The organism is Corynebacterium sp. MSK047 (genome assembly GCF_030232285.1).
In the GTDB taxonomy this organism is placed as follows: Bacteria; Actinomycetota; Actinomycetes; order Mycobacteriales; family Mycobacteriaceae; genus Corynebacterium; species Corynebacterium jeikeium_D.
In genome coordinates, this window is record NZ_JASPJI010000001.1 from 73,113 (window position 1) to 99,577 (window position 26,465).

The 26,465-nt window shown below is 58.5% G+C and carries 23 protein-coding genes; 18 read left to right on the forward strand and 5 right to left on the reverse strand.

Annotation, left to right across the window (positions count from 1 at the left end; translation table 11 throughout):
* Nucleotides 1-666: 666 nt before the first annotated feature.
* Entirely contained in the window at nt 667-1,275 is a 609-nt protein-coding gene (locus tag QP981_RS00265; protein ID WP_016421568.1) for a YdcF family protein, read from the forward strand.
* A 6-nt stretch (nt 1,276-1,281) separates the two neighbouring features.
* Here QP981_RS00265 and QP981_RS00270 read toward each other — a convergent pair whose 3' ends face one another.
* Nucleotides 1,282-2,058 carry an enoyl-CoA hydratase gene (locus QP981_RS00270; RefSeq protein ID WP_049193758.1) on the reverse strand — a complete coding sequence of 259 codons (777 nt, stop codon included), beginning with the start codon at nt 2,056-2,058 and terminating at the stop codon, nt 1,282-1,284.
* A 246-nt stretch (nt 2,059-2,304) separates the two neighbouring features.
* Between QP981_RS00270 and QP981_RS00275 the strand changes: the two genes are divergently transcribed.
* Nucleotides 2,305-3,069, forward strand: coding sequence for a cyclase family protein (locus tag QP981_RS00275; RefSeq protein ID WP_049171735.1), 765 nt, complete (start codon nt 2,305-2,307; stop codon nt 3,067-3,069).
* Between the two features lie 277 nt (nt 3,070-3,346).
* Here the strand turns inward: QP981_RS00275 and QP981_RS00280 are convergent, their stop codons facing one another.
* Entirely contained in the window at nt 3,347-4,078 is a 732-nt protein-coding gene (locus tag QP981_RS00280) for a YcnI family protein (protein WP_284857222.1), read from the reverse strand.
* A gap of 515 nt (nt 4,079-4,593) precedes the next feature.
* On the opposite strand from QP981_RS00280, the gene dnaK reads away from it, so the two are divergent.
* The 4 genes from dnaK to QP981_RS00300 are packed head-to-tail and all read left to right on the forward strand — an operon-like array spanning nt 4,594 to nt 8,692.
* Complete coding sequence (dnaK, locus tag QP981_RS00285; protein WP_048734453.1) at nt 4,594-6,435, forward strand: molecular chaperone DnaK; 1,842 nt, start codon at nt 4,594-4,596, stop codon at nt 6,433-6,435.
* A 2-nt stretch (nt 6,436-6,437) separates the two neighbouring features.
* Complete coding sequence (gene grpE / locus QP981_RS00290; RefSeq protein WP_126108218.1) at nt 6,438-7,025, forward strand: nucleotide exchange factor GrpE; 588 nt, start codon at nt 6,438-6,440, stop codon at nt 7,023-7,025.
* 60 nt (nt 7,026-7,085) lie between these two features.
* Nucleotides 7,086-8,282, forward strand: a complete 1,197-nt coding sequence (dnaJ, locus tag QP981_RS00295) for a molecular chaperone DnaJ (protein ID WP_005511752.1) — start codon at nt 7,086-7,088, stop codon at nt 8,280-8,282.
* Nucleotides 8,282-8,692 (forward strand): heat shock protein transcriptional repressor HspR, encoded by a 411-nt coding sequence (locus tag QP981_RS00300; protein WP_070601024.1) that lies wholly within the window; start codon nt 8,282-8,284, stop codon nt 8,690-8,692. Before dnaJ ends, QP981_RS00300 begins: the two co-directional genes overlap by 1 nt.
* A gap of 108 nt (nt 8,693-8,800) precedes the next feature.
* On the opposite strand, the gene QP981_RS00305 is transcribed toward QP981_RS00300, so the two are convergent.
* Both QP981_RS00305 and QP981_RS00310 read right to left on the reverse strand, forming a co-directional pair.
* On the reverse strand, nt 8,801-10,363 hold the full coding sequence (locus tag QP981_RS00305; protein WP_187404895.1) for an alpha/beta hydrolase: 1,563 nt from the start codon (nt 10,361-10,363) through the stop codon (nt 8,801-8,803).
* Entirely contained in the window at nt 10,351-10,668 is a 318-nt protein-coding gene (locus QP981_RS00310) for a hypothetical protein (RefSeq protein WP_150963407.1), read from the reverse strand. The genes QP981_RS00305 and QP981_RS00310 overlap by 13 nt, the downstream gene beginning before the upstream one ends.
* Nucleotides 10,669-10,811: 143 nt before the next feature.
* On the opposite strand from QP981_RS00310, the gene QP981_RS00315 reads away from it, so the two are divergent.
* The 3 genes from QP981_RS00315 (at nt 10,812) to QP981_RS00325 (ending at nt 13,099) form a co-directional block, all read left to right on the forward strand.
* Nucleotides 10,812-11,660: a carbon-nitrogen hydrolase family protein gene (locus QP981_RS00315; protein WP_049193760.1), complete on the forward strand. Its 849-nt coding sequence runs from the start codon at nt 10,812-10,814 to the stop codon at nt 11,658-11,660.
* A gap of 99 nt (nt 11,661-11,759) precedes the next feature.
* Complete coding sequence (locus QP981_RS00320) at nt 11,760-12,377, forward strand: trimeric intracellular cation channel family protein (RefSeq protein ID WP_016421558.1); 618 nt, start codon at nt 11,760-11,762, stop codon at nt 12,375-12,377.
* Between the two features lie 83 nt (nt 12,378-12,460).
* A complete protein-coding gene (locus tag QP981_RS00325) occupies nt 12,461-13,099 on the forward strand; it encodes a DedA family protein (RefSeq protein WP_187404894.1) in 639 nt (212 codons plus the stop codon).
* 131 nt (nt 13,100-13,230) lie between these two features.
* On the opposite strand, the gene QP981_RS00330 is transcribed toward QP981_RS00325, so the two are convergent.
* Nucleotides 13,231-14,118, reverse strand: a complete 888-nt coding sequence (locus tag QP981_RS00330; protein ID WP_224433385.1) for a fructose bisphosphate aldolase — start codon at nt 14,116-14,118, stop codon at nt 13,231-13,233.
* A gap of 360 nt (nt 14,119-14,478) precedes the next feature.
* On the opposite strand from QP981_RS00330, the gene clpB reads away from it, so the two are divergent.
* The 9 genes from clpB (at nt 14,479) to QP981_RS00375 (ending at nt 26,454) form a co-directional block, all read left to right on the forward strand.
* Nucleotides 14,479-17,058 (forward strand): ATP-dependent chaperone ClpB, encoded by a 2,580-nt coding sequence (gene clpB, locus QP981_RS00335; protein ID WP_187400713.1) that lies wholly within the window; start codon nt 14,479-14,481, stop codon nt 17,056-17,058.
* A gap of 186 nt (nt 17,059-17,244) precedes the next feature.
* Nucleotides 17,245-17,892: a GNAT family N-acetyltransferase gene (locus QP981_RS00340; protein WP_048734476.1), complete on the forward strand. Its 648-nt coding sequence runs from the start codon at nt 17,245-17,247 to the stop codon at nt 17,890-17,892.
* Nucleotides 17,893-18,136: 244 nt separating this feature from the next.
* Nucleotides 18,137-19,675 (forward strand): HNH endonuclease signature motif containing protein, encoded by a 1,539-nt coding sequence (locus QP981_RS00345; protein ID WP_284857220.1) that lies wholly within the window; start codon nt 18,137-18,139, stop codon nt 19,673-19,675.
* 266 nt (nt 19,676-19,941) lie between these two features.
* Nucleotides 19,942-20,772 carry a sulfurtransferase gene (locus QP981_RS00350; RefSeq protein ID WP_016421551.1) on the forward strand — a complete coding sequence of 277 codons (831 nt, stop codon included), beginning with the start codon at nt 19,942-19,944 and terminating at the stop codon, nt 20,770-20,772.
* A 188-nt stretch (nt 20,773-20,960) separates the two neighbouring features.
* A complete protein-coding gene (locus QP981_RS00355) occupies nt 20,961-22,970 on the forward strand; it encodes a TtfA family protein (protein WP_284857219.1) in 2,010 nt (669 codons plus the stop codon).
* 51 nt (nt 22,971-23,021) lie between these two features.
* Nucleotides 23,022-23,582 carry an orotate phosphoribosyltransferase gene (pyrE, locus tag QP981_RS00360; protein WP_284857218.1) on the forward strand — a complete coding sequence of 187 codons (561 nt, stop codon included), beginning with the start codon at nt 23,022-23,024 and terminating at the stop codon, nt 23,580-23,582.
* 81 nt (nt 23,583-23,663) lie between these two features.
* Entirely contained in the window at nt 23,664-24,509 is an 846-nt protein-coding gene (locus QP981_RS00365) for a lysoplasmalogenase family protein (RefSeq protein WP_048734494.1), read from the forward strand.
* Nucleotides 24,496-25,167 (forward strand): TrmH family RNA methyltransferase, encoded by a 672-nt coding sequence (locus QP981_RS00370; RefSeq protein ID WP_038626765.1) that lies wholly within the window; start codon nt 24,496-24,498, stop codon nt 25,165-25,167. The genes QP981_RS00365 and QP981_RS00370 overlap by 14 nt, the downstream gene beginning before the upstream one ends.
* A gap of 69 nt (nt 25,168-25,236) precedes the next feature.
* Nucleotides 25,237-26,454, forward strand: a complete 1,218-nt coding sequence (locus QP981_RS00375) for a glycoside hydrolase family 76 protein (RefSeq protein WP_049169856.1) — start codon at nt 25,237-25,239, stop codon at nt 26,452-26,454.
* The last annotated feature ends 11 nt before the right edge of the window (nt 26,455-26,465 follow it).

The following is a 26,465-nucleotide window of genomic DNA, read 5'->3' on the forward strand; positions in this document are numbered from 1 at the left end:
ACACGGTGTAACCAGCGATTATTTGACGAATTACGCAAAAAAATCGTTGTTTTATTCGAGAGGGTTTCGACGGGTTTTAACGCCTTCGCTTAACGACGGCGCGCGACACTTTCGTCGTCACGCTTTTATGGGCGGAAGTGGCGGCGGCGTTGCGTGTATGTAGTTGTCGAGTGTTGCCGATTCGATGTTTTGCGGACGCATTGTGGGGGTAGTGCCGGAGTGTCGGGGCGGGACTGTGTCGCGAGACGGAGGGGGTGCTCGGTGGTGTGTTGGCCTTCGAAAATTGACTGAAGCAGACATGTATTCACATGCGTTACATTCTTAACATAAATAACAATAGTGACTTCTGTACCTGTGCTTTGGTGGATAATTTGCTATTGGATCCCGGGATTTGCTGGCAGTTAACGAAAAAGTCATTAAATGTAACTCACTTTTATGAATCCCAAGTGGATTTAAAAGCCTCTACGTCCGCAATTTACCTGGTACGCGGCGTGCTATTTTGGTGGCGAAGAGAGTGCCTGGCCACCCCCGCGTAATTCTTATGTAGGCGCCATTTTGTGTAGCGCCTAGTATTAGCAGCGTGATACTGCGGATTTATCCGCCTGATTCTAAATGGCATGTGGAGTGTGGATTTCTCCGTGCCACTTTTTCTTGAGAGGGACTTTAATGGCGCGATCTTTCCGTGCAATCGCTATGGCTGGAGCAGGCCTTATTCTTACTGCGAGTGCGGTCTTTGGCTCGGGTGTAGTGGCAAACGCCAATCCGGTCAGTGCGGTCGCAGTCAAGGCGTTCAATAGCTCGCTTGTGACTCCAGTGGTGGTGTCCCCGGTCGGACGTGCAGCTGCGGAGACTGCGTTACTTGATCCTCAGGTGCCGATTATTGTGCTCGGGGCCCGTCTTAATCCCGACTGCAGTGCTCCTGCTGTTTTGACGTCCCGATTGGAAACTGCACGTTCGCTGGCGCTGCGTCATCCGCTTAACCCGGTCGTCGTCACGGGTGGTCGTACTCAGCCGGGCTGCCAGACTGAGGCTGAGTACATGCGTGATGCGCTTGCATCTATGGGAGTGTGGAAGCGACGAATCACGATGGAAACAAACTCAGACTCCACCGTTGAAAACGCGGCAGGCACTGCATACCTTGCAGGATCGGGAGCCCGTGGCGTTCGTGCTGCTGTCATTGTGACTTCTCCAACGCACACACCGCGTGCACGAGACACCTATGCTGCCGCCGACAACTCGGCTCTGTGGCTGGCAGTCCCGTCGACTGTGAACTAGCAGTTTCTAGGAATTGGTGAAGTTTGCCTCGCGCTTTTCAGTGAAAGCGGCCATGCCTTCCTTCTGGTCATTGGAGGAGAACAGGGAGTGGAAGGTGCGACGCTCAAAGAGCAGTCCCTGCGACAGCGTCATTTCGTAGGCCTGGTTGATCTGTTCCTTAATCTGGGTAGTGGCAACCAGAGACTTCGACGCAATGGTGTCGGCGACTTTCAGGGCCTCGTCGAGAAGCGCGTCCGGCTCGACGACGCGGGCGACCAGACCTGCGCACTCAGCTTCCTCGGCACCCATCATGCGGCCGGTGAGGCACATCTCCATTGCCTTAGCCTTGCCGATTGCGCGGGTGAGACGCTGCGAGCCGCCCATGCCCGGAGAGATGCCGAGGTTGACCTCAGGCTGACCGAACTTGGCCTTAGCGCCAGCGATGATGAAGTCCGCCATCATAGCGACCTCGCAGCCACCGCCCAGGGCGTAGCCGTTGACGGCGGCGATAACTGGAGTGCGGACGGAAGTCAGAACATCCCAACGTGCGAACCAGTCAGAGACATACATCTCGGTGCCGGACTTGTCCGCCATCTCCTTAATGTCCGCACCTGCGGCAAACGCCTTCTCGGAGCCGGTGATGATAATCGCGCCGATTCCCGAGTCGTTGTCGAAAGCGGTGGCTGCTGCGCCGATCTCTTCCATGGTCTTGTGGTTCAGGGCGTTCAGTGCCTTCGGGCGGTTCAGGGTGATAATGCCGACGCGACCTCGGGTTTCGGTAAGGATGTTTTCGTAGGTGGTCATTAGATACTCCTTTGGGATGGCTTGAGTTTGGTGAAAGTTGTGTATGTAGCCCGCAATTCCAAAATCTGAAGAACGTGGCTGCGGCTTGAAAAGTCTTTCCTGTATGCGAGGGTACCTGCGGTAGCGGGTGTCGTCAGGCTGTTTGAGCTGATAGGTGCAGGGTGGGGCGAGTTGGTGTCTTTTAGTGCTCGATGTGCCGGTGGCCATATTGGCTAACTAGACAGCTTTGTCTATATACTTCGCTTTATGTCGAACAAGAACACCGCAAACACGCACGAACTATGGGACATTGCTCGCAAGCTTCGGGAAAACCACACCTATGTTGACTTGACTCACGCGTTTCACGCCGGTCAGCCGAAATTCCCTGCGCTTCCCGACGAACAGCGAACACGGCTTTTCACCGTTGCTGAGCATGGATTTGAAATCGACCAGTATCAGTTTGTTGGCCAGTGGGGTACGCATGTGGATCCGCCTGTGCATTTCGTCCAAGAGACGAGAACTCTTGACAATATTGGCGTCGAGCAGATGATCCTGCCTTTGGTCGTCCTAGATTTCACTGCTGAAGTCGCTCGGGATAATGATTTCTCCCCTTCGATTGCTGATGTCGAGGCGTGGGAGGAACGCAATGGTTTGATTCCGGGCGGTGCATTTGTCGCATTTCGCAGTGACTGGTCAAAGCGGTGGCCTGACGCTGAGGCAATGGCCAATGCGGATGAAGAGGGCGTGACTCACTACCCAGGATGGAACGTTGAGGTTGTCGAATGGTTGATAGACAACCGTGGCGTTGTGGCGATTGGGCACGAGACCACTGATACGGACCCCGGCATCGTGGCTCATGGTGGCAGCTTGCCGACGGAACTCTATCTATTAGGGCGTGACCGATGGCAGATTGAACTTCTGGCTGGGCTCGACCAGGTGCCGGAAACGGGGGCTCTCGTGGTTGCCTCCTGGCCGAAGCCAAAGGATGGGACGGGGTTCCCAGCTCGAGTTTTTGCTGTTTTGCCAGTGTAATCCTCCCACTGCCTTCGAACGGTTTTCGAATACGCCATAAAGCTTCGCCTAACTCAATCCGAGCCTAGATGCGTGATTCAGCCGTCATTGTTTGAGAGCTTTGCATTGTCCGTTCACTGCGTCGACCGAAACGACGAGCCGACAGCACGGATTATCCTCCGGCGTGCATTGTCAAGATCGGCCGGCTCTATGTGCTCGCATGGGGTGAGCTCTGTGAAGGCATGGGCGGCAGTGCCGCGGTGAAGGCGGATTCCCGAGTGGCAATCCGCCTGTGGTCTTAACCTCGCTTACGCAGTGAAATCACCAATGCGGCAATACCGGTCAGTGCGCCCACGAGGCCGAGTCCCAGGCCCCAGCCACCAAGCGTGCTGCTTGAGTCCTCGCTGGTAGTAGCTGCGGAATGCTCCACGTTGCCCGAGTGGTTATCGCCGTGCTCTGTCTCGCCGGTGCCATGACTGTGGCTGTGGTCGTGACCGTGGCTATGTTCATCGTCTGCCGACTTCTCAATCAGCTCCACGGTTGGAACCGGGTAATCGCTATCGTGGTCCTTTTCAGCCCAGTTCATCGAACCCTTTTCACAGGTTTGCAGCGTCGGCACCTCAACCGTCGACGGCTTTGCATTATCAGCCACCTTCACGCTGAGCGTCAGAGAATCCTTCAGGTCCGACGGCAGTGGAGTCTTTGCGGTGTAGATGACCTTCTGCACCTTTTCATTCTCGCCAGAGCCGGTCGACCCCTTCGTGACATCCCAGTTCGCGTTCATGTTCGGCGTAACCTTTTCGAACTCCTCCGGGATGGTGAACTCGACCTTCGTCGTCGGCGAACCGTCGCAGCCATGGCCGACCCCGAAAGCCAGATCTGCGTAGCCGCCAATCGGGGCAGACGACGGGGTTGCATGCACATGTGCGGATGCAATGGCAGGGAAGGCGAGGGTTAGTGCGGCGCTTGCCGACGCTACTGCGAGCCCACGGAAAAAGGGGAAATGGTGTCGCTGTGCATTCTGAGGCACGAAAAACTCCTAAAAAGTGGGATGAATTCTTGGCTCAATCGCCCCGTAAGTGGGGAGAAGTTAGACATGTATCAGTGGAGCCGCCAGGGCTGATTCGGTGGCAGGTCATGGGGGGGTAACAAAGGGCATGGCCTGTTGATGAGCCGGTGGCTGCAAAACACGTCAGGGGATTAGTCGGTTCGCTTTGCAGGAAAGTTCCCAGGGCTAGTGCTAAGAAATTCCCCCTGGAGGCCGAAGACAGGATTTTGTATAGAAAATTGCGCTGTCGGCTACCGCGAGTAGCTTTAGAACATAGTTTTACAAAAATCTTTTATCGAGTTGACCTGGGGTGATGGAGGTTTTTCTAGAAAAGTTGAGTTGGGTGGGAATAACTTTGCCCCATAGTCCGTTGCACAGCATGACAAACATTGAGTCGGACACACTCAAGTTTGCTTGACAGATTTTCTACGGCAATGCAGACTTGAGCGCGTAAGACTTAAGGGCAATTCTTTTACTCTTCTAGAAAGGTGTTCATCATGGGACGCGCTGTTGGTATTGACTTGGGTACGACGAACTCCTGTGTCTCCGTCCTCGAGGGCGGCGAGGCTCAGGTGATTGCGAACGCTGAGGGTTCGCGCACCACTCCGTCGGTGGTTGCATTTGCAAAGAATGGTGAGGTCCTGGTTGGCCAGTCCGCTAAGAACCAGGCTGTCACTAACGTTGATCGCACTATTCGTTCGGTCAAGCGCCACATGGGTACTGACTGGAGCATCGAGATTGATGACAAGAAGTACACTCCGCAGGAGATTTCCGCTCGTACGCTGATGAAGCTGAAGCGCGACGCTGAGTCTTACCTGGGTGACGACGTCACTGATGCGGTTATTACCGTTCCGGCTTACTTCAACGACGCTGAGCGTCAGGCAACCAAGGAAGCGGGTCAGATTGCTGGCCTGAACGTCCTGCGCATTGTCAATGAGCCGACTGCTGCTGCACTTGCTTACGGTCTGGAGAAGTCCGACAAGGAGCAGACCATTCTGGTCTTCGACCTCGGTGGCGGTACCTTCGACGTCTCCCTGCTGGAGATCGGCGACGGTGTTGTTGAGGTTCGCGCAACTGCTGGTGACAACAAGCTCGGTGGCGATGACTGGGATCAGCGCATCGTTGACTGGTTGGTTGAGAAGTTCCAGTCCAGCAACGGCATTGACCTGACCAAGGACAAGATGGCTCTGCAGCGTCTGCGTGAGGCTGCTGAGAAGGCCAAGATTGAGCTGTCCTCCTCGCAGCAGGCATCTATCAACCTGCCGTACATCACCGTTGATGCTGACAAGAACCCGCTGTTCCTGGACGAGACCCTGTCCCGTACTGAGTTCCAGCGCATCACCTCTGATTTGCTTGACCGCACTCGTAAGCCGTTCCAGCAGGTCATTGCTGACGCTGATGTTTCGGTTTCCGACATTGACCACGTCGTGCTGGTCGGTGGTTCCACCCGTATGCCGGCAGTCTCCGAGCTGGTCAAGGAACTGACCGGTGGTCGTGAGCCGAACAAGGGCGTTAACCCGGACGAGGTTGTCGCAGTTGGTGCTGCTCTGCAGGCCGGCGTTCTGCGCGGTGAGGTCAAGGACGTGCTGCTGCTCGACGTCACCCCGCTGTCGCTGGGTATTGAGACCAAGGGCGGTGTCATGACCAAGCTGATCGAGCGCAACACCACTATCCCGACCAAGCGTTCGGAGACCTTCACCACTGCTGAAGACAACCAGCCGAGCGTTCAGATTCAGGTCTTCCAGGGCGAGCGTGAGATGGCTGCAGCTAACAAGCTGCTGGGCTCTTTCGAGCTGGGCGGTATCGCTCCGGCACCGCGTGGTGTCCCGCAGATTGAGGTCACCTTCGACATCGACGCCAACGGCATTGTCCACGTCACTGCTAAGGACAAGGGCACTGGTAAGGAAAACACGATCACCATCCAGGACGGCTCCGGCCTCTCCAAGGAGGAGATCGACCAGATGATCAAGGACGCTGAGAAGCACGCTGACGAGGACAAGAAGCGCCGCGAGGAGCAGGAAGTCCGCAACTCGGCTGAGTCCATGGCTTACCAGACCCGCAAGTTCGCATCGGAGAACGAGGACAAGGTTTCCCAGGACATCCGCGACCGCGTTGAAGAGGCCGCCAAGGAAGTCGACGAGGCTCTGAAGGGCTCCGACATCGAGGCCATCAAGTCCGCCGTCGAGAAGCTGTCCACCGAGAGCCAGGAGATGGGTAAGGCTATCTACGAGGCTCAGGCAGCTGAGGGTGCAACCGCAGCCGAGGGTGCTGAGGCCGCTGACGCTGACGACAACGTCGTTGACGCTGAGGTCGTCGACGAGGACGAGAAGGACAAGTAAGAATGACTGACCAGGATCAGGGAAACCAGCCCACCCCGGAGGAGCCGGCCAACCTGGCCGATCAGGTCAACGAGGTCTTCGAGCAGGCCAAGCTTGACGACGACGTGGAGCCGGCGACCGAAAATGCCGCCGGCGACACCGCCGCGGAGGAAGCTGCAGACCCAGTTGCAGCCATCCAGCGTGAGTTGGATGAGCGCACGGAGGACCTGCAGCGCCTGTCGGCGGAGTTCGCAAACTACCGTCGTCGAGTTGACCGAGACCGTGAAGCCGAGCGCGTACAGGCGAAGGCAAAGCTGGCTGGAGAACTGCTGGTTTTGGCTGATGACCTCGACCGGGCTGAAGAGCACGGCGACTTGGCAGACGGCACCCCGCTGAAGGCTTTCGCGGATAAATTCCGCGGCGTGCTGACCGCACAGGGCGTTGAGGAATTTGGTGCCGCAGGAGAGGAGTTCAACCCGGACATCCACGAGGCTGTCCAGGATCTCTCCGAAGGGGATGACAAGGTTCTAGCCAATGTGCTGCGCAAGGGCTACCGAATTAATGACCGTGTCATTCGTACGGCGATGGTAATCATCGGCGATCCGCAGTAGCGGAGACACAAGTGACGCAGATTTCTTTGAATTAGTTTTTCTGAAAGGAGGAGATGCACCATGACTCAACGGGAATGGGCAGATAAGGACTATTACGCTGACTTGGGCGTCTCTAAGTCTGCGTCACTCGACGAGATTAAAAAGGCCTACCGCAAGTTAGCCCGGGAGAACCACCCGGATAAGAACCCGGGTAACAAGGCCGCTGAAGATAAGTTCAAGCGAATCTCCGAGGCATACTCGGTGGTCGGTGACGAGGACAAGCGCCGCGAATACGATGAGCTGCGTGCAGCTCTCGCAGGTGGTTTCCGATTCCCCGGTGCCGCAGGTGCCGGCGGAGCCGGTGCTGCCGGTGCACGTGGATTCGACTTCGACGTGTCGGATCTCTTCGGCGGAGGTGCCGGATTCGGTGGCAATGCTGGTGGTGCAGGTGGCCTAGGTGATTTCCTGGGCGGCTTCGTAAACCGCAATGGTGGCGCTGGTGCTGCCGGGCGGCAGAAGGCCCGCCGTGGTGCGGATGTGGAGACAGAGATTACGCTCGATTTCCGCGAGGCTGCCCAAGGTGTCACCATCCCGCTGCAGCTCACCAACCCGTCGCCATGCACGAACTGCAATGGTTCGGGTGCAGCGCCGGGAACCTCACCGGTGACGTGTACCACCTGTCATGGTTCGGGATATGTCAAGGAGCAAAAGGGGGCCTTCGGCTTCTCCAGTCCGTGTGCTGACTGTGGTGGCCAGGGCACTCGCATCGAGAACCCTTGCTCGCAGTGTAACGGCACCGGTGTGACCACCCGCCGTCGTACCATCACCGTTCGCGTCCCCGCTGGTGTGGTGGACGGCCAGAAGGTCCGTCTTGCGGGCCAAGGTGAAGCGGGACTGCGGGGGCGTCCGGCCGGTGACCTCTTTGTCACCGTTCATGTTCGTCCGGATGAAGTCTTCACCCGCAGCGGCAACGACCTTGAGGTCACGGTGCCCGTGAGCTTCGGCGAGCTCGCGCTCGGCGGCACTATTACTGTGCCGACGTTGGGTGACAAGATTCGCGTGCGTGTCCCGGCTGGCACAGCCGATGGCCGAACACTGCGTGTGCGCGGTCGAGGAATCCCGAAGCGCAATGGCACTCCGGGTGACCTGTTGGTAACCGTGCGTGTGAAGGTGCCGACCAATTTGGACGACAATGCCACTTCGGCATTGCGCTCCTACGTCGAAGCGGAACGTGCCAGTGGGTTCAATCCTCGTGAGGGTTGGGCAGGTGCGAAATAATGTCCGACAACACTGAGGTCTATGTCATATCCGTAGCCGCGAATCTCGCGGGCATGCATGCGCAGACGCTGCGTAATTATGACCGACTCGGGTTGGTAACTCCGCAGCGAACCTCCGGCGGAGGTCGGCGCTACACCAAACGCGATGTGGCGCTGCTGCGTGAGATTCAGCGTCTGAGTCAGGAAGACGGCGTCAACCTGGCCGGTATTAAGGCCATCATCGACCTGACTGAGCGGGTGGATTCGCTTGAGCAGGAAAATGCAGAACTGCGAGAGCAGCTCTATCAAGCAAAGGCACAGGCTCGTCGTTCGCGAGGCGAACTGGTTCACGTCCCACGCTCTACGGCAGTGGTGATGTGGGAGCCGCGCACACGACGTAGGCACAAAGACAACCGCGGTGCGGAAGGATAATCCCACACGGCTGATTGAACGGACTAAGCAGCGTTGGCTGGTTAGTCCGTTTTCTCTTGGCTTGTTAATTTTGGCCGTGGATTAGCAACCGCTGATCTGAGACACCGGTCAGCTGTCAGTTAGCCACCGGTTGGTCTCGCGGGTGAAAACTTCGTCGTCAAAGTAGTGTTCGATGTGCGGGTTGCCCTGAACGTGCCGATACTTTTGAGGAATATCCTGCACGGGAGTGACCATGAAATCGGTCAAATCTCGCATGGACAGGCCACGCTCACTCAGGTTGAGTGTGTACGCGCCGAAATCCTTATCCGCTGGGTTTTTCCCATGAATCCCCAGTTCGGCAGGAATACGAATGGGGTCCATCGGGGACGTCGCCACTGCCACACGGTGGCTATTCTCATTTTCGGGTCGGACTGTTCCGTCCGGCTTGAGTAGTTTCATGTCGTTTGCGCGCTCCAGTCCGGGGCCAACACCTGGCGGAGCTATGAGCAGCACCCTATCCGCGTAGAGGCCACTACCAAGGGAAGCCTGCGAGACCACCGTCGCCCCATAGCTATAGCCGGCAACAACGTGCCGCTGAGTAGAAGACGTGCCGTGGCTAGTAAGGCCACCGGCAATCGCAGTGTCACCACTATCGACACCACCGGAACGCTCAATCAAACCAGCTTGCAAATGCTGCAGCCGCTCAGCGGCAAAATTGTGATACTCGGTGCGTATGGCCTCACGGAGGTCGGGCGGCGCGTCATAGGAAAACAACACCACCGCCACATCCTCCGGATCTTCACCGGCGGCGTGGAAGGTCGCGGCTACGCGCTCGAACTGCCTGCTAGCGTCCTCCGCGCTAGAGCTGGTGCCGGGGACGAGAGTAATCACAGTCGATGCTCGCTCAACGTCACCGAACGCAATCGCAGAATGTCCAGGCGAGGACTCCAATAGTTGTCCAGGAGGCAGCCCCAAAGCCCGAGCGCGAGCGGACATGGCAGCGTCTATCTCCGATAGCGGTCTACTCGAATACGCCCCAGTCAATCCGCTCCCAAATTCCAAGTCCCAACCACCGTCAAGCCCTCTGTCAGCAGGGTTGCCAGTACCGCTGCCAGCCTGCGATGGCTGCAATCTACCCGAGCCGCTAGCTCCGGTTGCCACCAGTGGTGAAAGAGCTGAGATTGCGCCCGCCGCCTTCTCATCGAGTCGGTTGAGCTCAGCCAAAGCCGACTGAATCCGCAGCTGCGAGGTTGCACGCCATTCGGCCATGGTGAAAGGCCCGGCAGGAATTTTGGGATGAACGAGGCTGCGCGCAATCGCAGACAGCATGCCCTCCGGCGGAGTCACCGCACCAGAAACCAGGTTCACCTGAAACCCCAGGTTGGTTGCCTGGTTTACCGCGTCGGTAAGTTCGCGGATGACGTCGTTAAGCATGGCGGCGGTGTCGCTGCAGCAGGCGGCGAGACGTTCGAGCGCGACGCTGCTTCGGCGCAGACGCGTGGAGCTGTGGGTGACAGAAACCTCGGCGGCGCTGCGGTTGTCGCCGGCGAAGTCATCCTCTGAAAGCGCGTTGAGTGCGGCCTGGGAACTGTCGGCGGAATCGGCGAGGGCGCGCGCCCCGGAACGCAGTGCCCGGGCAAGCGTCTCCAGCGAATCCACACGCCACAGCAGCGCTTCGCCTACCGTGACCATGACAGCTTTTCCAAGGCGGCGGACTGGTCATGCTCGTGCGCGAGAGCGCTGACAGCGAGGGCATCGGCAGCCTGCGCAATAACGTCGATGTTTGTGCACGCAGCAAGCAATGATTCCGACCACTTTCCACAAGTAGTGGAGGCAGCGGGGACGATCCGTGAGCCGGGCAGGGCAGAGGTGAGCTCGGCGCTTCCCGGGGCAGCTGCGACGATGGTGGAAAGACCATCAATACGAGTGGAAATCTGCTGGTAGGAACGACTTAAGGTGGATAGTTGAGCTGGGTTGACTGTGATGTGTTCGGCCATGTTTTTGATTCTGCTGGGTGGCGAAAGGCAGCGGAAGACCATCTTCAGCGAACTGTGGATAACTCTGAGCGGAAGCAACGCAGGAAGCCGCGCTGTGGATAACTTCAGGGCGGTCAATCCGGGGTAGTCGGTAGCATTTAGGCATGCGTATTGCACTGGCTCAGTTGGAATTGTCAGCGTCGGTTGAAGAGAATCTGGACGCGGTGAAGGTGACTATCGCGCGGGCAGCACAGGACAACGCCGATTTGGTGGTTTTCCCCGAGGCCACGATGAAGGCGTTCAATTCCGGTCGCCTGGATGTCGTGGCGGAGTCCAGCAGCGATAGGTTCGTAGCGGAGGTCTCGCAGGCCGCTCACGATGCCGGAATCAGCGTGGTGGTCGGCATGTTCCGGCCGGCAGATGAAGTGGAGCGCGACGGTAAGACGATGCACCGCGTCTTCAATTCGTTGCTTCTGGCTTGGCGTGATGAGGACGGCCCCGGTGTCGAGTTCTACGACAAACTCCACCTCTTCGACGCTTTTGGGTTTCGCGAATCGGATACTGTCGCGCCGGGCAACGCGCACGTGGTCTGTGATGTCCCGCTTGCCGACGGATCGTCGGTCGCCCTCGGTCTTGCGACATGCTTTGACATCCGGTTCCCGGAGCAATTCATTCAACTGGCCAACCTGGGCGCAGAGGTCATCGCGCTGCCTGCATCGTGGAATGACGGCCCGGGCAAGGTAAGGCAGTGGCAGACGCTGGTGTCGGCACGCGCACTGGATAGCACTTGTGTGATTGCGGCAGTCGATGCAGCCCGGCCTGGTGGGGCGAAGGCCGCGGGGAAAGATGAGGGGCCGACCGGCGCGGGGCACTCCATGTTGGTCAATGCGGACGGCGGAGTTATTGCCTCGGCGGGCTACGACCCGCAGTTGCTTGTGGCCGATGTGGATATAGCGGAGGTGGAGCGGATTCGTCGCTCGATTCCGGTGCTGGAGATTCGCGATCAGGGCTAGCCGGGAAGCAATGAAGCGGGCCGAGCCGAGGGGGCGAAGATTGCGGGATATTAGCCTATAGTTCTACCGATTCGGGCGAAGTCCTTTATATTTCTTATCATGCTGCTCCACATCCTCTGGGTCATCGGAATTACGGCTGAAGGCGTCACCGGCGCACTAGCGGCCGGTCGAATGCGCATGGATCTCTTTGGAGTTTCAACAATTGCGTGCATGACTGCTATCGGCGGCGGTACCCTGCGCGATGTCATTCTCGGTCACTATCCGTTGGTGTGGGTTGCAAGCCCACAATATTTGCTGGTTATTGTCGGTGCAGCACTGATCACGGTGCTGTTGGCCGACTTCCTGATGAAGCACTTCCGGGTCGTGTTCTTGGTCGCTGACGCAATCGGTTTGTCGGCGTTTTCCATCATTGGTGCCCGCGTGGCCATGGAAATGGGGCACGGCGTCATCATCGCTATTGTCGGCGCCGTTCTTACCGGTGCGTTTGGAGGTGTGCTCCGCGACCTGATGTGTGACCGCGTCCCGCTGGTGTTTCAAAAGGAGCTCTATGCCTCCATCGCAGTCGTCGCGGCGACGCTTTACTACGTGCTCGACATGGTTGGCCTGCACGAGAACATCAACATCATCTGTGCGGTGCTGTCCGCACTGTTCATTCGACTAGCGGCGCTTTGGCGTGGCTGGTCGCTGCCGGTATTTGACTATCAGGGGCGCGATTAAAACACAGTACCCAGAAAAACTCTCAGCAAAATACTCTAATTAGCTCAGCAGAATCGATAGTTGTTGCTGAAAAGATTGCCGTTATGGGTTTTTCTGGATTCCTCTCCGGTATCGGAGACCCCGAAGCTCTACTCCAGGGGTTTGGCCCTTGGGTGCTTGCGGGGCTTGGACTCATCATCTTTATTGAGTCCGGTGTGCTCTTTCCTTTTCTGCCCGGTGACTCGCTGTTGGTCACTGCTGCCGTCTTAAGGTCAGAGCTAGATGTCCACACCTGGCAGGTGCTGGTTATCGGTATTATTGCCGCGGTGCTGGGTGATCAAGTCGGTTACTTCTTAGGCCACTCCTTCGGCCGCAAACTGTTCAGCGACAATGCCAAGGTGCTCCGAACTAATCGGCTGGAAGCGGCCGAGAAGTTCTTTGCCAAGTACGGACCACTGTCGTTGGTGCTGGGGCGATTTGTTCCCATTGTGCGCACCTACGTTCCGCTGGCTGCGGGCACTGCGAATATGCCCTACGGAAAGTTCATCGGCTGGAATGTCACCGGTGCGATTGGCTGGGTCGCCAGTATGGTCGCTGTTGGTGTGCTGCTGGGCAACATTCCGGGAATCACCAGTTCCATCGACAAGATCATGTTGCTGGTCATTGCAATTTCCGTGCTACCGGTTGTCATTGGTGGTGTGAATGCGCGTCGTAAAGCAGCTGTTGCGAAGCGCTCGGTGTAGGACGGTGCTGTCGTAAGGGCAGAGGCGCCGACAGAAAAACTCCCGCACCAAGAAAACCTGGTGCGGGAGTTTTTAGTTGCGCTAGCGACTATCTAGAGGTGCGCACAAGCGCAGATGCACAGCGCGGACGATTAGGAAATCGAAGCCTCGTAGATGCCCTTGACGGACTCAGCCATAGTTGCGTTGAAATCTTCGTCGGACTGCTGAGCGGACAGGCCCTCAGACAGTGCACGGGAGAAGGAAGCAATCATGCCGTGGTTGCGGGACAGGCGCTCGTTGGCGTCCTCGCGCTCGTAGCCACCGGACAGGGCGACAACGCGCATGACCTTCGGGTGCTCAATCAGCGGCTTGTACAGGTCATCCTTGGTCGGGATGGAAACCTTGATCATGACCTTCTGGTCATCAGCCAGGTCATCCAGGCCAGCGAGCAGCTCGCGCAGGACGATGTCCTCAGCCTCTGCCTTGTCAGCAGCGTTGATGTCGACCTCCGGCTCCAGGATCGGAACCAGACCGTGGGACAGAACCTGCTTGCCGAACTCGAACTGCTGGGCAATGTTGGCCTTGATGCCCTCTTCGTTTGCCTCGGCAATGAAGGAACGCATCTTGGTACCGAAGATGCCCTTAGCGACAGCGCGCTCCAGCAGCTCATCCAGGCCCGGGCACGGCTTCATAAGCTGAACGCCGTTTTCCTTGTCTGCCAGGCCCTTGTCAGTCTTCAGGAACGGGACGATGCCCTTCTTTTCCCACAGGTACTGAGCGGTCGGGATTCCCTCAATGTCGCGATCCATGGTCTGCTCGAAAAGAATCGCGCCAATAATCTGCTCAGAGTTGAAGGACGGGGAAGTGATGATGCGGGTACGCATCTCGTGAACCAGGTCGAACATTTCATCTTCGTTCGAGTACTGATCCTCGTTGATGCCGTACAGGCGCAGAGCCTTCGGGGTAGATCCACCGGACTGGTCGAGAGCGGCGATGAAGCCCTTGCCCTCAGTCATCTGACGTGCCTGCTCGATGTTCATTCGAGTCCTTTCGTGAGAATGAAGGAATGTCACCTACCAGGGTAACCAAAACAGTATGAGTGCGCTGTCCACCCATCACTCACATGGGGGAAGTTGAATCCGGCGGGAGTGTGCTGGTGAGGACGTCGGGCGGTGTGTCGGAGTGTGTTCGCACGTGGTTTCTGGAGCTTTCCAACGTTTTCTAGTGCTTTCCGGCGCGCTACTACGCTTAACGACGCTGCTGAGCTCAATCCTTTTTGCTATAGGTGTGGTGTGAATCACGATCGGGAAATTGAAAAATTTGAAGTTGAGTGGAACAGACTCAAGGCTGAGTACGTTATGGGTAGTGAATGACAAAGTTGAGTCAAAGGGGCGCAAGTTATGAGTTTTACACCAACAACTAAGACTGGAGAAGTTCTCCAGGAAGCTATGAAGGCCGCGACCAGCGCGGGTAACCCGGATATCCGGCCTGGGCACATTCTGGTAGCACTGCTGGAGCAAAAGGAGGGTATTGCGGCTCCACTGCTTGAAGCAGCGGGCGTTAATCCTTCCGGGGTTTTGACCCGCGCTAAGGAGTTGGTCGCGGGGTACCCGTCGGCAAGCGGGGCGAATATGGCGAACCCACAGTTTAATAGGGACGCCGTTAATGCTCTGAACGCCGCCGAGGAGCTGGCGGGGGAGCTTGGAGATGAGTATGTCTCCACGGAAATTCTGCTTATCGGTGTAGCAACTGGCCAGTCGGAGGCGGCAAATGTACTGCAATCGGCGGGCGCTACTGCCGAGGCGTTAAAGGGTGCGCTGACTAGCGTGCGTGGATCGAGGAAGGTAACAACGGAGAATCCGGAAGAGCAGTACCAGGCTCTGGAAAAGTATGCGACGGACTTAACCGCGCGGGCACGTGAGGGCAAGATTGACCCAGTTATTGGCCGCGATGCGGAGATTCGTCGCGTGGTACAGGTCTTGAGTCGTCGTACCAAGAACAATCCGGTGCTCATTGGTGAGCCGGGCGTTGGTAAGACGGCCATTGTAGAGGGGCTGGCACGACGCATTGTTGCAGGTGATGTGCCGGAATCTCTGAAGGGCAAGACGCTGATGAGCCTGGATCTGGGCTCTATGGTCGCCGGTGCGAAGTACCGCGGTGAGTTCGAGGAGCGCCTGAAGGCGGTTCTGGACGAGATTAAGGAATCCGACGGTCAGATTATTACCTTCATCGATGAGATTCACACCATCGTTGGCGCTGGCGCCACGGGTGATGGCTCGATGGATGCGGGCAATATGATTAAGCCGATGCTGGCTCGTGGTGAGCTGCGGCTGGTCGGTGCGACGACCCTGGATGAGTACCGCAAGTACATCGAGAAGGATGCTGCGCTGGAGCGTCGTTTCCAGCAGGTCTTTGTCGGTGAGCCGAGCGTTGAGGACGCCATTGGTATTCTGCGTGGTCTGAAGGAACGCTATGAGGTCCACCACGGTGTTCGCATCCAGGACTCCGCGCTAGTGGCTGCAGCAACGCTGTCGGACCGCTACATCACATCCCGCTTCCTGCCTGATAAGGCTATCGACCTGGTTGATGAGGCCGCATCGCGTCTGCGTATGGAGATTGACTCCTCGCCGGAGGAAATCGACTCCGCAGAACGCATCGTGCGCCGCCTCGAAATCGAGGAAATGGCCCTGGAGAAGGAAACTGACATCGCGTCGAAGGAACGCCTGGACAAGCTCCGTGAGGAACTTGCAGATGAGCGCGAGAAGCTCAACGCTCTGAAGACTCGCTGGCAGAACGAGAAGTCCTCGATTGATGATGTCCGCTCCGTCCGCGAAGAGCTCGATGCCCTGCGCACTGAGTCCGAAAAGGCTGAGCGCGAAGGTGACTACGGGCGCGTCGCAGAGCTGCGTTACGGACGCATCCCTGAGTTGGAGAAGAAGCTGGAGGCCGCCGAGGAATCGGTCGCTGACGCAGAGGAAAACTCCATGCTCAAGGAGGAGGTCACGCCTCAGGAAGTCGCTGAGGTTGTCTCCGCCTGGACGGGTATCCCGGCTGGCAAGATGATGCAGGGTGAGACCGAGAAGCTGCTCGAAATGGAGCTCAACCTCGGCCGTCGCGTTGTTGGTCAGAATGCCGCTGTGGAGGCTGTCTCCGATGCTGTCCGCCGTTCGCGTGCGGGTGTTGCCGATCCGAACCGTCCGACTGGTTCCTTCCTGTTCCTCGGTCCAACTGGCGTTGGTAAGACAGAGCTGGCCAAGGCGCTGGCGGAGTTCCTCTTCGACGATGAGCGTGCGATGGTGCGCATCGATATGTCCGAGTACGGCGAGAAGCACTCTGTCGCTCGTCTGATTGGTGCTCCTCCCGGATACGTCGGCTACGACGCTGGCGGTCAGCTCACCGAGGCTGTTCGTCGCCGTCCGTACACCGTCGTGCTTTTCGACGAGGTCGAGAAGGCTCACCCGGACGTGTTCGATGTGCTCCTGCAGGTGCTCGATGAGGGTCGCCTGACCGATGGTCAGGGCCGAACCGTGGACTTCCGAAACACGATTCTGATTCTGACCTCCAACCTCGGTGCTGGTGGTACGCATGAGCAGATCATGGATGCGGTCAAGATGGCCTTCAAGCCGGAGTTCATCAACCGTCTCGACGATGTAGTGATCTTCGATCCGCTGACCTCCGAGCAGCTGCGCGGCATTGTGGACATTCAGGTTCGCAACCTGGCAGAACGCCTGGAGGCACGTCGTCTGGTGCTGGATGTCTCCGATGAGGCACTGGATTGGCTGTCGGAGCGCGGCTACGACCCGGCCTACGGCGCCCGTCCGTTGCGTCGTCTGGTGCAGAAGGCAATCGGCGATGAGCTGGCACGTCGACTGCTCGCCGGTGATGTTCGCGATGGTGACCGCGTAGAGGTCACGGTTGCTGACGATAGCGAGTCGCTGAAGGTTGTCGGCTATGACGAGGATGGCGTAGCCCGAATCTAGGGCGCCTGATACTCAGGGCGATAACTGCTGAGCAGGTTGTCTGTTTGTTGGGGCGGTTTGAGAGAGTTTTCTCCTGAACCGCCCCTTTTTTGTGCCTTTATTGTCCGGGTTTATGTGTCTTGTGACCGACCGTGTGGGCTTGTTGCATTCCGGTCAGTCTGGAGTGCGCCGGTATAGTGCGCAAATATGACTAACTTTCAGTGGCGACCAGCGACAGACTCCGACCTCCCCTTCATTGCCTGGATGGACGAACTAACGGAAACATTCGGAGATGAAAGTCAGCCACTGCCGGAAGATTATGTAGTCACGAGGCGTCAGTACGTCGACCAGTGGGACGCGAGTCAGGGCGGGGTTATCCTTTTCGCCACTTCGCTTGACGACGCTGACCTCGAGTCGCTCAGTAGCGACATGACCCGCACTGACCCATTTGAACCGAGGGTTTCTCGCGAGGCTACCTACAGTGCGGCCGCCATTAAGACGGAATGGTTGGAGCGCGGGGATTCGTCGTCAAGCGAAGAGCACGAGAGCTATGAAGTGCCGGTGGGGGCGGCCTGGCTGCGTACGTTTACGCAGGACGATCCGGGGTACGGGTTTGTGGAAAATCGGATTCCTGAGGTAGCGATTGCGCTGCGTCCGGGTGTTGTTGGGCGCAGGCTGTCGCAGCCGATGATTGCAGGACTCCTTGAGTATGCGCGTGAGCTGGGGTACCCGGGGGTTAGTCTGGCTGTCCATGATGCCAACCCGCGGGCGGCGAAAGCCTATGTGAAGGCGGGATTTGAGCTAGTGGGGCGCTCGAGCTTCCCGGACCATGATGTGATGGTGGTGCGGTTTTAGGTTTTCGGCGTGCAGTTTTTGGTGGGGGCTGCGCGGGTTGGTGGGGGCTGCGCGGGTGGTGAGGGACTGCGCGAGTTGGTGGGGTGTTTAGGTCGGGAGCGTGGCAGTATTTCGGAAAAAGGTTCGAAAAAGTTGACGTAGGGGGTTGTGGTGTGTCGAATTGGTGTGCGATAATGTGGAGGAGGGAAATTAGTTAGTCCATTTGGGGATTCGGATTGCTAGCGTTTTAAAAGGGGGTGGGGAAATGTCTACACCATCGGCGTCAAACGGCGGTGGACCGCTTTCGACATCGCAGGTTTTAGATGCGGTTGCGCAGTTTGAAGCTCTGTCGACAGTCATCGTGGAGAACTTCGAAGTACTTGCACCGGATCATGCGCACGACGCATATAAGTCGATTGAGAAAGCGCGAAAACGACTCGCAGTAATTGATGCGACTTATGTGGAGACAATGAAAGGGCGGATGCCCAGCGCGGAGCACCGAAGGATCGCGTGGCTAGCGCAGGAGATGCGAATCTCGCGAGCAGAAGCGAGGCAGCGTATCAATGTCGTCGGACGTCTGAGTAGGAATGTTGATCCGTTTGCTCCGGCGAATGAGGATGTGCGAATGCCGAACCTTCGTCAGAAAGTTGAGGAAGGTGTTGTCGGTGCGGATGCTGTTGCGAAGATTGACAAAGCCGTTCGCGAGCTGCCGGCAACGGAGCATGCACAGCTGTCTAGGCTGCTGGACAAGCACATTGCAGATTTAGTGGACAAAATCCGTGTTGATGATCTCAATAAATTGCCGAACCGTCTGCGGGCGATGCTGGGGGTTGATGACCCGTATACGGATGAGGACCGTGCTCGGAAACGAAGCCTAAAAATCGGTGCTCAAGGGCCGGATGGCATGAGCCGGTTGAGCGGTGTGGTTACGCCTTCGTTTGCGGCGGTGCTCAAAAGGCTGCAGGCAGATCATGCGCGACCTGGCGGGTTACTCGAAGAAGGCGCCGATGACCAGCGGAATCCGGAGCAGCGTTTCCATGATGCCGTGGAAGCGGCGGTGAATGGGGGCTTTCAACCGGGCGGTGAGCTTCAGCCGGCGCGGGGGACGACATCGGTGGTCACCGTCGCGCATATCGCAGATGTGGCAGCGTTAGCTGGAGTCTCCCTGCCTGAGGGGGAAGATTTTGTACTTCCTGGATCGGGTAAAGCGGTCTCAGACGCGGGAGTGCGAATTTCCATTAGTCAGGCCGTGCAACAGATGGTTGATAGAAATTCGTTCCTCCAAGTATTGGGGAATGAGGGGCAGACCTTGTATTTTGGTCGGTCCCGCAGGCTGGGGACTTTGCCGCAGTATCTGGCCCTTCTTGGAGAGGAAGGAGGTTCCTCCGCGCCGGGCATGGGCACTCCGGGAGCTATGTGCGATGTTCACCATGTGCAGTCGTGGGCTTCCGGTGGTGGCACCGACCTGGATAATCTCACGTTGGTGGATCCGGGCACGCATCGAAAAATCGATGATGCTCGATGTGATGAAAATGCTTGGTGGACGCTCCGGCCGGATGAGGTGCCGGAGATTCTAGGAACTGACGAAGGGGACGGGGTTAGCGGGGAGTGTGAGCCGGCCTCTACTGATCGTGTGGTCTGGATGCCCCCGAAAGACGAGGAAGGAAACCGGAAAGCGGAATCCAATGAGGACCCCGATACGTTCGATAGCCCGGGGCGCTGGTTGCGTCGTAAAGCGCGAGAGAAACGGGTGGGGGACCCAGTGGATGGCAATGACGAGACGGGGCCGGATCCCGGTGGGTAGTCGGATTGGGAGACAGAGGCCTGGCTTAGAGGCTGATCTTCCGTTTCGTAGTCAGCTTTGCGTTAATGAAGCGGTTGAGGAAAGGGGGGGGGGCGACGCTGGCGGCATAGTGCAGCAGTTTTTCTGCGGTGGCACAGCCGGTTCCATGGCCTGTGCCTGAGATGAAAACGGCCAGGTGGGCAGCATCTTCATGCACCTTCCCAAGCTCCTAGTTTTAATAACGTACATATCGCGCTACCAAGTCAATCGATTTAGAATCCGGAATTATGACAACATCCATCTCGGTACAAGAGCTTCGTGACAAGATTGCCGGCGGCGGTCGTATCGTCGTCGTTGACGCACGCTGGTCGCGTGCTAAAAAACCATATGACTCCTACGCCACGGCTCACATCCCACTGGCCGTGTTCTGTGATCCCGAGTTGGACCTAGCAGGTGTTCCAAGCCGAGAAGCTGGTCGCAACCCGTTGCCGGATATCGAGCGTGTGCGCGATGCCGTCCGTCGATGGGGAGTCCGCTCGGAGCATCTGGTGATCGTCTACGACGCGGGCGATGGACTGTTCGCGTCACGCGCTTGGTGGATTCTGCGCTGGGCAGGTTTGGAGAATGTGCGTGTCCTCACCGGTGGGCTAGCTGCTTGGGAAGCAGATGGAAACGAGACTGCCTTCGGGCCCGGAAATCTGCCGCGGCCTGGAACGATTGCGGTGAGTGAAGGCAATATGCCTGTTGCCAGCCTCGATGACGTGCGCACCTGGTCTGAGCGTGGAATTTTGGTGGATGCGCGTGAGCCCAGCCGTTTTGAAGGTCGTAGTGAGCGCGTCGATCTGCAGGCAGGTCACATCCCGGGTGCCGTGAACCTGGCGGCTCGCAGTCTGCAAAATGCCGACGGCTCCTTCCTGCCTGTTGAGCAGCTCCGTGAGCGCTTTGCCTCCGTCGGTATCGAAGACGGTCGCAATGTAGCGGTCTACTCCGGTTCCGGTCTTCATTCCTCGCTGTTCATTCAGGCTATGGAAGAAGCGGGCATCACGGGCGCCGCTCTGTATGTCGGCGGCTGGTCCCAGTGGGCTGGCGATCCGAGCCTGCCTATCGTCCGCTTCTAAGCGGGCCCGGGCCAGGGCGACCGCCCCAGGGCCCCTGATGTGCCGTCCATGTGGCTTTTGCCCCTCGCCCTTTACCGTCCTAGAGAGTCCTGAACGCTCTCGCCTCGGGCATTGGCATTGCGCCAGACGGGGGACGGCATCTTGTCGCTGACCAAATAGAACGGCTTCTGGCTTAAGCTAGGAGATTAATGATTCCCCTAGTATTCACCCTCGCAGCGATTCTCATCATCGCCGCAGTCGCGCTGTTCGTTGTCGACCGCCGCCGTCGCAGCACAAGTGAGACTGCTGTGGCGTCTCCGTCATCGCCATCGCTTTACGACGAGCCCTCGGACTCCACCGGCGAAGTAACCGGTGTGGCGGCAGAAGATGTTGTGTCCGAACAGTCGGATTCTTCGGAGCAAGGCAGCCCCGAGACAGCTTCTGTGGCGAGACCGAATGTCGCAGCTGATGCTGACTCTGAGGTTGTCGCTGAGACTGATGGTGCCGCTGAAGTTGACTCTGAAACTGAGGTTTCGACGACAGAACTGGGGACTTCAGCTGTAGAAATAATGCCGACGGAGCCTGAATCTGTCTTGGGAATCGAGCCGGCGGCCACTGCTGAAATGCCCGAAGCAACAGAAGACGCGAGTGCTCCCGAAACATCGGAAGCAGCAGCTGACCTGAATGCGGGAACGGACGTGACTCTCCGAAGCGGCGCGGAGTCCGGCACAGAATCTGGCGCGGAGCCAGCTGAGTCGGTGACTGCTGAAGATACCGATACCACGGATGAGCCCGAGACAGGTTTAGTGGACAACACCAGTGCCATAGATGCCAACAGCACCACTGCTCCTGACGCTCGCATTGGAACTGTTGACGGTGCAGAATCCGAAGCTGCGTCCGGCGTAAAAGCCGAGACTGGCGAAGTACCGCAACCATCCGATCGTGCGGCGCGCACCCAGGCCACCCTGCCCACTGAGTCCACCCCGCCCGCGCAACCGCAGCGCGCCCAGCAGCAGTCAGTGGCCCCTGTCCGTCGACGTATCAGCGGTCGCCGTGTGCGTCACCTGCGGAAGGCCTGGGCGCAGGAACGTAATTCTGTCTACAACCGTGTGGACCATGAGCTGCCGTCGTACTGGCAGCGTACGCCGGACGGCGATGCCAAGGCCGTGGTCTCCGGTTTCGCCTTTGGCCGGGAAATGCACCTCGCCGATGTCGGCGGCATCACCACCATCGCCATCCGCCGCTCTGTATCCAGCGATGAGGTTTTCGAGTTGCGCCGCAGCGGCGGCACGACGCTGCCTCACGTAGCTACCGAAGCCGGCCTGGTAGTCGCAGCTACCGACCCAGAGCTCATTCATCGCATCTTCGACGACCGTGCAACTCGCATGCTTGCCGGCGTACACCCGGCCATTACCCGCATGTGGTCTGAAAACTCCTGGTCCTTGGCTCAGCTGATTGATAATTCAGTGCCAGAGGACTGGGACGGTGCACTGGCATCGCTGTCGGACTTCTCCGACATTGCGCGCAGGTTGCCACCGGCGGAAGGCGAAACCGTCGCTCCGGACACTAATCAGTGGGATCCCACTCGTTTGCAGCTCACCGGCCAGTCCGTTGACTCTGGTTCCTTGATTTCGGATGGAACCGGGCGTGGGCACTTGCACGCGGTACCAGATCAGCGTCGCAACGGTTCTGCTAACCACGAATCGCAGGATCACAGCTCACAGAACGGGCATGCCCAGAGTCACAGCGCGCAGAATAGCAAGGGCGAAGAGCCGCTGGATGTTGAGGAAATTGTTTACGCAGATTCTCCTTCGTCCTCGTCCGCTGCTACCGCGGATGCAACCACGGATGATTCGCAGTGGCCGTCGCAAAGCAATGCACAACCCACGGTGGTGCAGGCGATTGACGGTTCGTCGTGGCGCCCTACGCGGGATATACCGCTGGATCCGACGGCGCTGCCTTCGCGGTCGACGGCACGAAAGATGGGTGCAAACGTTGGCGAGTCGGAGGACATTGGAGATTCTGGCCAGCAGATTCCTGCGCTTGGGGAGGACCCCGAACATAGCCGGATGCGCTCGAGCCAGGGGCGTGTGGTGCGATCAAATGTGAAGCCCGCCAGTATTTTTACCGACGCCGCCCCAGACCTCGACAGCAGCGACGACCCCACCGAATCTGTATCCGAGGACAAGGGCGTAACCCCTGATTCCGCGGACGAGTAGAACCAGACATATCCTTGAGCACACAGTCGTTTATTTAGGAGACAACCTCAGATGAGCATCCACACGAGCAATGTCAATCAGGAGAAGCTGCAGCGTTTGGCCGAGCTGGTCAAGGAGCTGGCGGTTGTTCATGGCAAGGTCACGCTGTCGTCTGGACGTGAGGCTGACTACTACGTTGACCTGCGCCGCGCCACCCTACATCATGAGGCCTCGCGCCTGATTGGTTCCCTGCTACGGGAGCTCACTGCAGACTGGGACTACGCGCACGTCGGTGGTCTGACGCTTGGCGCGGACCCGGTGGCTACCTCTGTCATGCACGCCGAAGGGCGTCCAATTGATGCCTTTGTGGTGCGTAAGGAAGCCAAGAAGCACGGCATGCAGCGCCGCGTCGAGGGGCCGGACATTGTGGGCAAGAAGGTCCTGGTTGTTGAGGACACCACCACCACGGGCAACTCGCCGCTGACCGCCGTCGCTGCCCTACGTGAGGTCGGTGCTGAGGTTGTCGGTGTAGCCACGGTGGTTGACCGCGCGACGGGCGCCGACGAGGTCATCAAGGCTGAAGGCCTGGAGTACCGTTACCTGCTCGGTTTGGATGACTTGGGTCTGGCCTAAGAATCTGAGCGCTAGAGCTTTCGCCGAGCCTCACCCTGCTCACCCGCCCCCAACGCAGCCCCACGAAAGAGGAACATCCCCATGACCACCAAGCGCGCAGGACTCTTGTCCAAGCTCACCACGACCAAACTTCCCGGCACCAAGGAAACCGTCGCTGACATGTTTGTGCGTCGCACGGGCGAGGGTCTCGGCGCACTCGTCGGTATCGCCAGCGCGAGCTCCGACACCCGCCGTGCCCCAGAACGTGCCGGCTACATCGCCGCCAGTGCGGTCAACGTTGTCTCCAGTGCCTTCGGCTGGGAGACTCCACGTCGAGTTTCCAAGACTGTCCTCATGCCACTGTTGGCGGCCAATGTTTGGCGCCGTCGCCACGAGACGTCTCGCTTTACGACGACCACCCTGCTCATCGGCCTCGCTGGCGGTTGGTTGGGCGACTTGATTCTCATGCCGAACAAGCCGAACCTTAACCGCGGTTCTGTGCCGTTCGCAGTTAACCAGGTTGCCTACCACGTGCTGCTGTGGCGTGCCGGAGCTCGCATTAGCGCGCTGCGTGCTGCCATTCGCTTCCCACTGTGGGCTGGTTCGGTACCGCTGGTCGGTGCTGTAAAGCCCGAGGCGCTGCCCGCTGCTGTTGGCTACGGTCCGCTGCTGGCTGTGACCTCCGCACTGGCCGATGACCCGGCGCTGCTGGAGGGCGCCGGTGCTGTCGGCACCGATGAGCAGACCGGCCTGCCGATCGCCGATGCCGCCTACGGCCTAGGCCACGGTGGCAACCTGTTCCTCATCTCTGACACGCTACTGATGGCTCGAAAGATGTTTGCGGAGGAGGGCGTCGTCGGCAAGCTTCTGAATGCGGCAGTGATGGATACCTACACCGTGGCGCAGTTGTTCCTGGTCGAGGGGCTGTTGGCTCTTGACCGCGCCTGAGCCTGGGAAGGGTCCGACCGAATGGTTTGAGGCTCGTGTCGGGGTGGGGCCGTGGGAGCAGGAGCACCCGAACGAACCCCGGCCGACCGGCCCAGAATACGATGAACAGCTTCTGGATGAGGGCGACCGGCGCAATGTCGTCGATGCCTACCGCTACTGGACGATGGAGGCTATCGTCGCGGAGCTGGATAAGCGTCGTCATCCGTTGCACATCGCCATCGAGAATTTTGAGAATGACTCCAACATCGGCACCGTGGTACGCACCGCAAATGCCTTCCTGGTGGAGGCCGTGCACATCGTGGGGCGCAAGCGTTGGAATCGTCGCGGCGCGATGGTGACTGACCGCTACCAGCACTTGCTGCACCACGAGACGGTGTCGGAGGTCATTAGCTGGGCGCGCGAGCATGATTTGGCTGTGGTGGCCGTGGACAATGTGCCGGGTTCTGTACCCATCGAAACCGTTGAGTTGCCCGAGCGTTGTCTTTTGCTCTTCGGCCAGGAGGGGCCGGGAGTGACTGAAGAGGCACAGCAGGCGGCGGATTTGACGGTGTCGATTGCCCAATTTGGCTCGACGCGTTCGATAAATGCGGGGGTAGCGGCGGGTATTGCCATGCACTCTTGGATTCGTACTCATGCAGATATCACCGCGGCCTGGTAATTGTCTGCTTAGGTGTTTTATTTCGAAGGCTGTTTTAGAGCTGTTTCACAGCCGTTTTAAGGAGAGCCAGTGGTTCTAAAAATGTCGCGTCCGGAGGCCGAAACGTGGGCCTATCGTGCGGACGTGGCTGAACAGGCGATTCGCAACCGTCATGCGGCGAAGCTGTGGGGTCTTCCGGGCACGAATTTGGCAATGGCTTCCTGGCCCGCGCCGCTTCGACATAAGGTCTTCATCAACTGGCATTACTGGTGGCAGGCGCAGTATCTCGACTGCCTGGTAGACGCAGCCAAGCGCGTGCCTTCTAAGGAGAAGTACCGCGCTATCCGCCAGACCACTCGGGGTATCCGCATTCGCAACCTCACGCTGCTGACCAAGAACAAGTACTACGACGATCGCGCGTGGATGGCGTTGGCGCTCGGGCGTGCCGACGCTGTCCTCGGCGCATCGGTGCCCAAGAAGACGACAGCACGGCTGATTTCATGCTTGGGCGATGGTCGGCAGGAGTCCACGGGTGTGCTGCCGTGGCGTGAGCAGGACCTCTTTTTCAACGTCCCCTCGAACGGTCCTGCAGCCATCGCTCTGGCCCGGGCTGGTCGTATCAAGGAGGCAGAGGAACTTATCGATTGGGTTTACGCCAACCTCCTGTCGGACTCAGGGCTGCTCTACGACGGCATTCGCTTGTCCATGGCAGGTGCCGTCGTGCAGAAGGGCATGTTTACGTACAACCAGGGTGTCATGATTGGCGCTTGCCTCGAAGTGGGACTTGCGCTTCGGGCGCACGGCCAGCGTGAACAGGCGACGAAGTATTTCACGCGCGTGCAAAACCTCATCCACGCGGTGGCAAAGGATTTGGCGACCACCGACAATGTTATCGCCGGTGCCGGTGGCGGCGATGGTGGTCTGTTCAACGGTATCCTGGTGCGATACCTCGCCGATGCGGCGGTGCGTTTGCCTGGAGACAATCGCATGAATCGCGCGGCAGCTCGCATTGCTCGCCGACTGGTTCTGGCTTCGGGGGAGAAGTGCTGGTACCACCGCCTCGAGGTTGATGGCCTGCCGCTTTTCCCCGCAGATTGGAACGATAATGCTCAGTTCCCACAGGGCGGTTCGGTTGCGCAATCAGTCGGTGGCGCGGTTCGCGGTTCGGCGATTAAGGAGCGTGACCTCTCTGTCCAACTGTCGGGTTGGATGCTGATGGAAGCGTGCGCCCGAGTGGCCGATTTTGTTGCGACCAAGCTGGAAAATGGTGAGTCGTTGGATTCGACGAAGCCGAGCTGCCCGGAGTAGTCGGGGAACGC

Bases quoted from the DNA above. Each gene is read 5' to 3' on its own strand.
- clpB (WP_187400713.1), top strand. From the start codon at position 14,479: ATGAGTTTTACACCAACAACTAAGACTGGAGAAGTTCTCCAGGAAGCT.
- QP981_RS00325 (WP_187404894.1), top strand. From the start codon at position 12,461: ATGGGTTTTTCTGGATTCCTCTCCGGTATCGGAGACCCCGAAGCTCTA.
- QP981_RS00305 (WP_187404895.1), bottom strand. From the start codon at position 10,363: ATGGTCACGGTAGGCGAAGCGCTGCTGTGGCGTGTGGATTCGCTGGAG.
- QP981_RS00345 (WP_284857220.1), top strand. From the start codon at position 18,137: ATGTCTACACCATCGGCGTCAAACGGCGGTGGACCGCTTTCGACATCG.
- QP981_RS00320 (WP_016421558.1), top strand. From the start codon at position 11,760: ATGCTGCTCCACATCCTCTGGGTCATCGGAATTACGGCTGAAGGCGTC.
- QP981_RS00270 (WP_049193758.1), bottom strand. From the start codon at position 2,058: ATGACCACCTACGAAAACATCCTTACCGAAACCCGAGGTCGCGTCGGC.
- QP981_RS00310 (WP_150963407.1), bottom strand. From the start codon at position 10,668: ATGGCCGAACACATCACAGTCAACCCAGCTCAACTATCCACCTTAAGT.
- QP981_RS00315 (WP_049193760.1), top strand. From the start codon at position 10,812: ATGCGTATTGCACTGGCTCAGTTGGAATTGTCAGCGTCGGTTGAAGAG.
- QP981_RS00275 (WP_049171735.1), top strand. From the start codon at position 2,305: ATGTCGAACAAGAACACCGCAAACACGCACGAACTATGGGACATTGCT.
- QP981_RS00340 (WP_048734476.1), top strand. From the start codon at position 17,245: ATGACTAACTTTCAGTGGCGACCAGCGACAGACTCCGACCTCCCCTTC.
- QP981_RS00330 (WP_224433385.1), bottom strand. From the start codon at position 14,118: ATGAACATCGAGCAGGCACGTCAGATGACTGAGGGCAAGGGCTTCATC.
- QP981_RS00300 (WP_070601024.1), top strand. From the start codon at position 8,282: ATGTCCGACAACACTGAGGTCTATGTCATATCCGTAGCCGCGAATCTC.
- dnaJ (WP_005511752.1), top strand. From the start codon at position 7,086: ATGACTCAACGGGAATGGGCAGATAAGGACTATTACGCTGACTTGGGC.
- QP981_RS00355 (WP_284857219.1), top strand. From the start codon at position 20,961: ATGATTCCCCTAGTATTCACCCTCGCAGCGATTCTCATCATCGCCGCA.
- QP981_RS00365 (WP_048734494.1), top strand. From the start codon at position 23,664: ATGACCACCAAGCGCGCAGGACTCTTGTCCAAGCTCACCACGACCAAA.
- QP981_RS00265 (WP_016421568.1), top strand. From the start codon at position 667: ATGGCGCGATCTTTCCGTGCAATCGCTATGGCTGGAGCAGGCCTTATT.
- grpE (WP_126108218.1), top strand. From the start codon at position 6,438: ATGACTGACCAGGATCAGGGAAACCAGCCCACCCCGGAGGAGCCGGCC.
- pyrE (WP_284857218.1), top strand. From the start codon at position 23,022: ATGAGCATCCACACGAGCAATGTCAATCAGGAGAAGCTGCAGCGTTTG.
- dnaK (WP_048734453.1), top strand. From the start codon at position 4,594: ATGGGACGCGCTGTTGGTATTGACTTGGGTACGACGAACTCCTGTGTC.
- QP981_RS00350 (WP_016421551.1), top strand. From the start codon at position 19,942: ATGACAACATCCATCTCGGTACAAGAGCTTCGTGACAAGATTGCCGGC.